This window comes from Candidatus Woesearchaeota archaeon (assembly GCA_020854775.1).
Lineage (GTDB): Archaea > Nanobdellota > Nanobdellia > Woesearchaeales > 21-14-0-10-32-9 > 21-14-0-10-32-9.
Genome location: JAHKLZ010000019.1, coordinates 55,076 through 63,701, shown reverse-complemented (window position 1 = coordinate 63,701; position 8,626 = coordinate 55,076). Strand labels below are relative to the sequence as shown.

The window sequence follows — 8,626 nt, the reverse complement described above, 5'->3', positions numbered from 1 at the left end:
TGCTTCGCAAATCCTCGGGGACGGCTTGCAGCCTTTCGCTTCGCTCACCCTCATTTAACAAGGATTTAGAGGAAAATTCTTGCTGAATTTTCCCAAATTTTTCTTCCACTTCGTTCCGAAAACTTCTCTAAATCCTGATGTAAAATCCAATCTGTCTTAGCCCTAAAAAAGAAATATTTATATAAATACTTCTTAAATATTGTAATATGAGCTCTAAAAACTTAAAATTCGGCAAATCTATTTTTTTAATTTCTATTTTGTGTTTAATTATATTAACTGGTTGTGAACAACAAAAAGAACTTGATTATTTTGCAGAAAGTCTGGAAAACATAAATAATCAAATGGATGTATATTTAAGTAATATAAATACTGATTTATATAATTATAATTTAAATCATGGTTTTGATCGATTAGTTAATCTTGCATTTATAACAAACACATACCTTACAAATATGAAGAATATTGAAAACGAATTAAAAAAAGATATGAACTCTTTTGAAGAGTTGACAAGTGTGTTTTTAAATGCTGAAAGCGAATCTAATCTTAACAAATTATCCGAATCTCAGAAAATCATTTTAGATGAAATCCATTCTAAAATAGATGATTATGCAGATAACAAAAATAAATTAGAAGATTGTTTGAACAATATGAATTCTTATCATATTTGGACAGAGTTAATTAAAGAAAAAATTAGTTTGCAAGAAAAATATGAAAATGAAGAAGCGTTAACTGTTTTAAATGTTGAAAACGAAAAATATTATGAAGCTTTAAAAAAATTGGATGAATCTCAAAAAACATTAAGAGATTTAAAACAAGTAGAAATAAAAATAAACAATACAGGCATTCAAAAATATTCTAAAGAAGAACTTCAAGAATATGACCAATTAATTGAAATTGAAGAAATTTACAGAGAATTAATAATGCTATTGCTTCAAGAAAAATATTATGAAGCAGAATTAAAAAATGAAGAATATTTAAAAAAATATTATGATTTCATCACAAACACACCAAGTTTTTCACATAGTATTTACACCGAATTAGATTCTATAGAAAACTGGTATTCTGAAAATATAGGTGTTTGTTTAAAAATATTTGAAAAATATTACAAAAGATAAGAACGGGCTAAGACAGACTTCTTCGTCACTTCGCTCCTCGACCCACGCCTTGCAGGCTCTCCCTACGGTCAGGGGAATTTTACAAGGATTTAGAGGAAAATTCCTGCTGAATTTTCCCAAATTTTTCTTCCACTTCGTTCCAGAAAAACTTCTTTTATCCCTGATGTTAAATGAAATAATTTTTAGTGGCTAAAGGTGGAAGGGGACAATTTTATTATATAAAAGCGAGAAAACTATTTCCGAAAATCCAACAAAAACAATTATTTTTGAGGATATCGAAAATATTTCAAGAGTTCCAAATATCTTCCGAAAAAATCAACATAAACTTTATATATTTCAATTTTTTAGTAATAATTGTCAGTCAAATGACTGAAAAATTTTGAGGGGGTAAAACAAAAATGGCAAGTCAAGCTCTAGAACAAATGTTAGAAACCACTTTTGTACCAAATATTCCACGAAATAGAATGTATCAAACAATAGATACATACACAGGCGGAACAACACAACTATATAGTTTTGATTCACCAAAACCATTTAATCCAATTGGTTCTATGGGAAGTGGATTCCAAACAGGATCACAAGGTAATATTAGAAAAGATTTAGGTAATGGTCTTCAAGAAAGATATGACTTTAGTCAGCATGATAGTACTATCCATATTAATTATGATTTATTTGGTGCAAAAAAAGATTTTAGTGCAAAAGCTCTAGGAGATGCACACAAAATTGATTTGAGTTACTTGTTTAAAGATAAAGAGTAAACACTCTTTATTTTTTTATTTATTGGATTTAAAAATGGAAAAACAAAAAATTGTTGGAATTAGTAATAGGGAAGATTATGTTGAATTAATTTTAAAAAAACAGGAACCATATTATACTTTTTTATTCAAATTATTAAAAACTTTAGGAATAAAAATTCCAGACATTCAAGATTATATGGGTAATGATCCTAAAATAATGGACGAGAAAGATTCTTCAATGACTTATGGTGAAAAAAAGAACAAAATTTTTCAAGTTATAGGTTGTGATAAAATATTTTTATATATTCAAACAGAATCAAGAGATAAACTAACTACTTTCATTCAAGAGAATTGTGAATTTATTAAGAAATAGATCAAAAATGACCTCTCTTGATTTATTATTAACTGGTGCTTCTTCTTTTGTTACTTCTGAGTTTGGTTTTGATATTAAAAAATCGAAACTTAAACCTTATTCTTTTGAAAATTGGCAAGAGTTTTGTCAAACTAATAATTTTGATATGAATAGTTCTGGGATTTATGTTCCTGCTTCATTTTCTGCTTATGTTAGAACTGATAGTTCTTTTTTGACTAGTAATATTTTTCATGAATTGTATGGTCATGGTTTATTTGTTGAACACTCCCAGATTGGAAAAAAACTTACTGAACTAATTCAGAATAATGGTGATGAAAAAAGTTTTATGTTTGATAAAATTAACTCGCAAGAACAAATGTTTGGTATTGCTAAACATAATATTCACAATTATGAGGGTTTTGCTGTTTGGCTTGAAGCTTTACTTTGCCAAGAAACTGAAAATTCTAAAGTATGGATTTCTAAAAAGAATGGTTTAAGAGGGGATTATGCACAACTTTTTGAATTCTTCGAAGATGCTGAAAGTCGGCTTTCAAGATTTGGTTTAATTTCTCAGATGGGTTTTCCTAAACATTACGATGAAAATAAAGTTTTAGATGTTGTTAAAAAATTATATGGTTCTAATTTTGGTAATGTTGATTTTGTTGTTCTTTATGGTTCTCAAAAACCTGAAAGTGATATTGATTTATGTATCGTTTCAAGTAATTCTTCAAATCAATATTTTAATGGATGGCTCGATATTGCGGAATTAAACAGAGAAGATTTTCAAAATCGAAGAGATAATTTAGATATTGCTCTTACTGATGCGATGTTTTCTGGAAAATTAATCTTTGGAGATGAAAATACTTTCAACCAATACAAAAAAACTATTTTAGAAAAACCAATTTCACAAAAGATAATCGAATATAATAAACGAAAATCTAATCTTCAAAAAGAATATTTATCAAGTTATCAAAATAATAATAGAATGAAAAAATTATGCTTATCATACATACAAAGTTTCTCTCAAAACGCGGAGCAATTAAGTTTAGGAAATAAACCTTTAACATTAACTAATCTTAAACAAATATATGAAAAATAGTTTTCGCCTTGATGTATTCATTAGAAGGCACTTTCGTGCTTGATAAAAATAAAATCGTCCTAGATGCTTGTCCTTTAAGTATCACTTCTTCCTTTAGATTGGACGCCTTTGAAAATAACTCTTCGGGATTTTTTTGCTTCGCAAAAAACCACTTGCAGTTATCCCTCGTTCCTATCGGAAGTATTTAACAAGGATTTAGAGGTTTCGTTCGGTTGCACCTCACTACACCCAAATTTTGCCTACGGCAAAACTTCTCTAAACCCCGATGTTAAGTTCAATAAAATTTGAATTCCTCTTTTCTTTTTTAGAAAAAAAGAAACAAAAAATAGAGGGTTCCTTAGGTCTTTCAGACATATTCACTTGTAACTTCGTTGCTCGAAAAGGTATATTTTATAATGAAATAAGAACATTATGCAATAATATTAGTTGCGATATCTATAATTCTCTCAAAATCTTTCTTATTAGCTTCATATTTTGCAAATTCCACTAATGAACACAGATCAAAACATTCTTTAATTTCTTTATGGCTCTTTTTATTTTGTTTTAAATAATCTATTAGTTCATCATTAGTTATTTCTTTGTTGAGCTTGTTTTCATAGCTTAAATATAGTCTTAATGCTTGCCCTGCCGTTCCGTAAGCGTCTTTATATTTTTTAAAAGCAAATTCTTTTTTAGATTTTTCAAGTAACTTTAAACTTTCTTTCTTGTAGTCATATGGCTTTTCGATTTTCTTTTTAATAACAGACTCTGGTTCGGGTTTTTGATGAAGTTTTTTGTATGCAAAATATCCTACTAATGCAAGGAGAATAATAACTGGTAGAACCCACCAATAATTTTTCTTTTCTTTTTCTCCATTTTGTAATTCTACATTTTGAACTGTATTATTCACTATCTCTGCTGTTATGCTTGCTGTCTCATTATTTTGATTCATATAGTTTAGTTGTACGTTTGTTTTGTTTTGTTCTTGTGTAAAATGCATATCTTGCTGTAAATAACCTTGTTCTTGAAGCTGTTTTTGATATTCTTGGAATTGCTTATTTTCTTGAAGTTTATCCATCATTTGTTGTCTTAATTCCGCCGTATATTTTTGGATGTTTTGTATCTCTCCATTATTCATTTGACCTTGCAGAGTTGCTTCTTCTCCATTAGGTTTTTGATATTCTAACTCAAAATTGCCTGTGTTATTGGAGGAAGGATTAAAATTAGCATTAGTTAGATTATATCCTTGATTTAATAATTCTTGGTGTTCTTTTTGAAATTCCTGGTTTTGTGCTAATGATTTTTGAAATTCCTCTTTCATTTGTTGTTGTTCTTGAATCTGTTTTTCCATCTGTTGTTTGAGAGCAGAACTATCCTGTGATAATTGATTGTTTTGCAGTTTTTGCTGTGCACTTTGTGGTTGTTGCTGTTGCTGGTTGCCAAACATTTGATCAATCATTTGTTGCATTCTTTGTTCTTGTTGTGCAAAAGGATCATTTTGTTGTTGAGTAGATTCAGATGCAACTTGAGAAGAACTACTTACTTGGTTTTGTTGATTATTTTTTTGTGATTCATCACTTACAAAGTGTATTTTGATATTGTCTAAATTTACAATTCTTAATTCATCTTTAGTATATGAAAACTGTAATGTAATAGCTAAAGTCATTGGAGTATCTGAAGTTCCAAAACTAATGGGTATTTGTGTTTCTCCTTTATCAACTGAAAAAGAGGTTGATTTCGTGTTTGAGCTGGAGTATTGAAAATTACCTTGATTTATCGATTGGGTTATTGTATAACTTAACATGCCATTTATTTGTTCTTTGTAAGTGTTCTCTGATTGCAAATTAATTATTGCATCTTCACCGATTGTAAAATAGTATTCTGATTGATCTAATGAAATAGTTATATCTTTAGCAGACACCAAAGGAGTTGCTAGCATAAAAAGTACGATAATAAACACGATTTTTCGATTCATTGTATACATCTTTGATGTATGCTTGAAATGTTGAAAAAATTTCATTGTATTATCCTCTTTCCCCCATATCGTAAATATAAATATGTCAAAAAAGTTATCATTGATGCAATAAAGAACCAATCTTTTATGTTAGTTTCTTCTTTTTCTCTTTTTATTTCATCATTTAAATTATCATAAATATTATTTAGTGTTTTTTCATCAACTGATTCAAAATATTTGCCTCCGGTTTCTTCAGCAATCTTTTTTAATGTCGCGGCATCAAATTCTGCATATTGTGGTCTTCCAAACCAATCATAACCAAGAATTACTTCTCCAGCTGAACCCATACCTATAGTATGAACTTGAATATTATTATTTCGTGCAAATAAAATTGCTTCTTCTGGACTTATTACTCCTGCATTATTAACTCCATCGCTTAATAAAATAATTACTTTTTTCTTGTTTGGTATTGAAGTTGCCATGTCAACCCCCATTGCAAGTCCATCCCCTATCGCAGTTCTTCCTTCTCGCAGACTTATACTTCTAAGTTTTTGAATTGCTTTTTCTTTATATGGACTTAAATAAGCAGCAGTCGTTGCACCTGATTCAAATGTGATGATTCCTATATGATCTTTTTCTTCAAGGTCTTTTATGAGTAGTTCTGCAGAACTTTTCATAGCTTCAAGTCTATTTGGTTTATAATCTGTTGCCTGCATACTTCCAGACACATCAAGAACTAAAACTACATTGACCCCTTCTCTTGCTTGTTTTAAGGGGATGTGAGGATTGGCAAAGCCAATAATCATAAACACTAAAACCAAAAGTGCGATATAAAATAATACATCATTTCTTTTTGATTTCTTTTTATCTCCAAGGGCAGATTTAATAAACCCAATATTACTAAATTTTATAGCATCTTTTTTCTTTTTATCAATAATTCTCTTATAAACATAAAACAACAAGGGAATAAAAAACAAAAATACTAATACCCAAGGTGATTCAAATCCTGCCATTATGATATCACCTTTTTTTGTCTTGTTCTAAAGAATTTACGTAAAGGTATTTCATAAGCTTCATCAGTTGTTACTTCTACTGTATCTATTTTATGTTTTTTGAAAAGAACTTCAAGTTTATTGTTTTGTGTTTTCATAACTTTAGTATAATTTTCTCTAAATTCTTTATCTGAAGTATCCAAAAGAATTTGCTCTCCTGTTTCTTCATCTTCCAATTGAATAAGTCCAATATCGGGAAGCTCAGATTCTCTATTATCTCCTACTTTTATTGCAATAACATCATGCCTATTTCTTAGAGCAGTTAAGGCTCCTGCAAAATCTTCAGAATAAAAATCGGATATGATAAATAAGATGCTTCTTTTCTTTATTACATTAGTAATGTAAGATAAAGATTTTTTAATATTAGTCGCTTTTGATTGAGGTTCATGAGTTACTAAACTACTGATAAGTTTTAGAACGTGTCTTCTGCCTTTTCTTGCAGGAATATATTTTTCAACACCATCAGTAAATACGAACAAACCGACATTGTCATTGTTTCTTAATGCTGAAAACATGAGTGTGGCAGTCATTTCTATTGCTTTTCTTCTCTTTTCTACAATGTTCCCAAAGTTTCCAGAAGCAGAAAAATCAAATGCAAAAAAAACTCTTAAATCCCTTTCTTCAATAAATTCTTTAATAAATGGATGATTAAATCTTGCAGTTACTTTCCAGTCAATTGCTCTTATATCATCTCCTGGTCGATAATCTCTTATTTCAGAAAATTCTATTCCTTGTCCTTTAAAGATGGAGTGGTAATTGCCAGCCATTAAACCATCAACTAAATGTTTGGTTGCAATCTCTATTTTTTTTACTTGTGCAATTACCTCTTTTGTCTGAAGCATTCTAAACAAACCTCACTTGTTATGGAACTTTTACTTTATCAAGTATGTGCGTTATTATTTCATCACTCGTATTTTCTTCTGCTTCAGCTTCATATGTTAAAAGAACTCTGTGTCTTAAAACATCATACGCAATTGATTTTACATCTTCAGGCTTTACATACCCTCTTCCTTTCAAAATTGCATGAGCTTTAGCAGCTAATATGAGCCAAAGCGAGGCTCTTGGCGAAGCGCCATACTCTATACTTCCGTTTAAGTCAAGTCCGTATTTTTCTGGATGTCTTGTTGCATCTACAAGTTCTGCTACGTATCGTTTAATTTTTTTATCTGCATATATTTTTTGATTGAATTCTTGCATTTCGAGTATTTGTTTAGCAGTTAAATTTTTAGAAATGCTTATTTTAATACCTTCTGTAAATCGTTCAATTATTTCTTCTTCACCATTAATATCGGGATAATCAATTAATAGTTTAAACATAAAACGATCTATTTGTGCCTCTGGTAATTTGTATGTTCCCTCACTTTCTATAGGGTTTTGAGTTGCTAACACCATAAACGGTTTTGGCAGAATTATTGTTTCTCCTTGAATACTTACTTGTTTTTCTTGCATTGCTTCAAGAAGTGCTGATTGAACTTTTGGCGGGGCTCTATTAATTTCATCAGCTAAAATGAAGTTTGTAAATATTGGTCCTTGTACTGTTTTGAATGTTCCGTTTTTGTGATCATAAATTTTTGTTCCAGTTATATCTGCTGGAAGAAGATCTGGTGTAAATTGTAATCTTGCAAAATCGCTATCAAGACATTCAGATAAAGTTTTAATCATTAAAGTCTTAGCAAGACCAGGCACTCCCTCAATAAGAACATGACCGTTAGAAATTAATGCAATAAGTAATTTCTCTATGATTTTATCTTGTCCAACAATTACTTTACTTATTTCAGAATGGACCTTTTGTAATTTTTCCGAGTATTTTTTTGCCTTTTCATTTAACTCCTGTATTTCCTTATTCAAGCCCATACACCTCCTTTGACATAAGAGAAAATGCTAAAGTCTTATTAGCATCATTTTTGGAAATAGTTAGCTTTGTCGGTTTCTAAAGCCAAGTGCTTCATCTATTTCTTCTCCTATTTTTGAAAGATTGTCAAAGATTCTGTTTGCATCACGTCTCATTTCTTCAACAGCTGACTTTACACTTCCTTGTCTTACAAAAATAAGTCTTTTTTCCCTAAATAAAAATCCCGCATCCATCAGAGTTCTTAAATGATAATTTACTCTTTGGCTGGATAGATCAAGGTCTTCAGCTATCTTTTCTGTTGAAGTTGACCCCTCGAGTGCAACCTCTTGAAGCACGTTCTTTAAAATTTGAGCAGTTACTTTCTCTGTATCTCTTCCTGCACTAAAGCCAAAGCTATTTCCAAGCCATTCAATATCTTCAGTTACATCGATATCTTTTGGTCTTTGCAAATTTCTTAGTATGATTTGTTGAGACATAAAAATTTTT

The 8,626-nt window shown here is 29.9% G+C and carries 9 protein-coding genes; 4 read left to right on the top strand and 5 right to left on the bottom strand.

Annotated elements, in window-relative coordinates:
- The first annotated feature begins 206 nt into the window (after positions 1–206).
- From KO361_04325 to KO361_04310, 4 genes are all read left to right on the top strand, one after another.
- Positions 207–1,115, top strand: a complete 909-nt coding sequence (locus tag KO361_04325; GenBank protein ID MCC7574791.1) for a hypothetical protein — start codon at positions 207–209, stop codon at positions 1,113–1,115.
- A 398-nt stretch (positions 1,116–1,513) separates the two neighbouring features.
- Positions 1,514–1,873 (top strand): hypothetical protein, encoded by a 360-nt coding sequence (locus KO361_04320; protein ID MCC7574790.1) that lies wholly within the window; start codon positions 1,514–1,516, stop codon positions 1,871–1,873.
- A gap of 34 nt (positions 1,874–1,907) precedes the next feature.
- Entirely contained in the window at positions 1,908–2,225 is a 318-nt protein-coding gene (locus KO361_04315) for a hypothetical protein (protein ID MCC7574789.1), read from the top strand.
- A complete protein-coding gene (locus tag KO361_04310) occupies positions 2,206–3,303 on the top strand; it encodes a nucleotidyltransferase domain-containing protein (protein ID MCC7574788.1) in 1,098 nt (365 codons plus the stop codon). The genes KO361_04315 and KO361_04310 overlap by 20 nt, the downstream gene beginning before the upstream one ends.
- A 409-nt stretch (positions 3,304–3,712) precedes the next feature.
- Here the strand turns inward: KO361_04310 and KO361_04305 are convergent, their stop codons facing one another.
- The 5 genes from KO361_04305 to KO361_04285 form a co-directional block, all read right to left on the bottom strand.
- Positions 3,713–5,257: a DUF4175 domain-containing protein gene (locus tag KO361_04305; protein ID MCC7574787.1), complete on the bottom strand. Its 1,545-nt coding sequence runs from the start codon at positions 5,255–5,257 to the stop codon at positions 3,713–3,715.
- 41 nt (positions 5,258–5,298) lie between these two features.
- Positions 5,299–6,249, bottom strand: coding sequence for a VWA domain-containing protein (locus KO361_04300; GenBank protein MCC7574786.1), 951 nt, complete (start codon positions 6,247–6,249; stop codon positions 5,299–5,301).
- Positions 6,249–7,130 (bottom strand): DUF58 domain-containing protein, encoded by an 882-nt coding sequence (locus KO361_04295; GenBank protein MCC7574785.1) that lies wholly within the window; start codon positions 7,128–7,130, stop codon positions 6,249–6,251. The genes KO361_04300 and KO361_04295 overlap by 1 nt, the downstream gene beginning before the upstream one ends.
- 19 nt (positions 7,131–7,149) lie before the next feature.
- Complete coding sequence (locus KO361_04290) at positions 7,150–8,136, bottom strand: MoxR family ATPase (GenBank protein MCC7574784.1); 987 nt, start codon at positions 8,134–8,136, stop codon at positions 7,150–7,152.
- Positions 8,137–8,202: 66 nt separating this feature from the next.
- Positions 8,203–8,616: a winged helix-turn-helix transcriptional regulator gene (locus KO361_04285; protein ID MCC7574783.1), complete on the bottom strand. Its 414-nt coding sequence runs from the start codon at positions 8,614–8,616 to the stop codon at positions 8,203–8,205.
- Between the last annotated feature and the right edge of the window lie 10 nt (positions 8,617–8,626).

Coding starts and splice junctions, on each gene's coding strand:
- KO361_04285 (MCC7574783.1), bottom strand. CDS start 8,616: ATGTCTCAACAAATCATACTAAGAAATTTGCAAAGACCAAAAGATATC.
- KO361_04325 (MCC7574791.1), top strand. CDS start 207: ATGAGCTCTAAAAACTTAAAATTCGGCAAATCTATTTTTTTAATTTCT.
- KO361_04300 (MCC7574786.1), bottom strand. CDS start 6,249: ATGGCAGGATTTGAATCACCTTGGGTATTAGTATTTTTGTTTTTTATT.
- KO361_04320 (MCC7574790.1), top strand. CDS start 1,514: ATGGCAAGTCAAGCTCTAGAACAAATGTTAGAAACCACTTTTGTACCA.
- KO361_04305 (MCC7574787.1), bottom strand. CDS start 5,257: ATGAATCGAAAAATCGTGTTTATTATCGTACTTTTTATGCTAGCAACT.
- KO361_04295 (MCC7574785.1), bottom strand. CDS start 7,130: ATGCTTCAGACAAAAGAGGTAATTGCACAAGTAAAAAAAATAGAGATT.
- KO361_04315 (MCC7574789.1), top strand. CDS start 1,908: ATGGAAAAACAAAAAATTGTTGGAATTAGTAATAGGGAAGATTATGTT.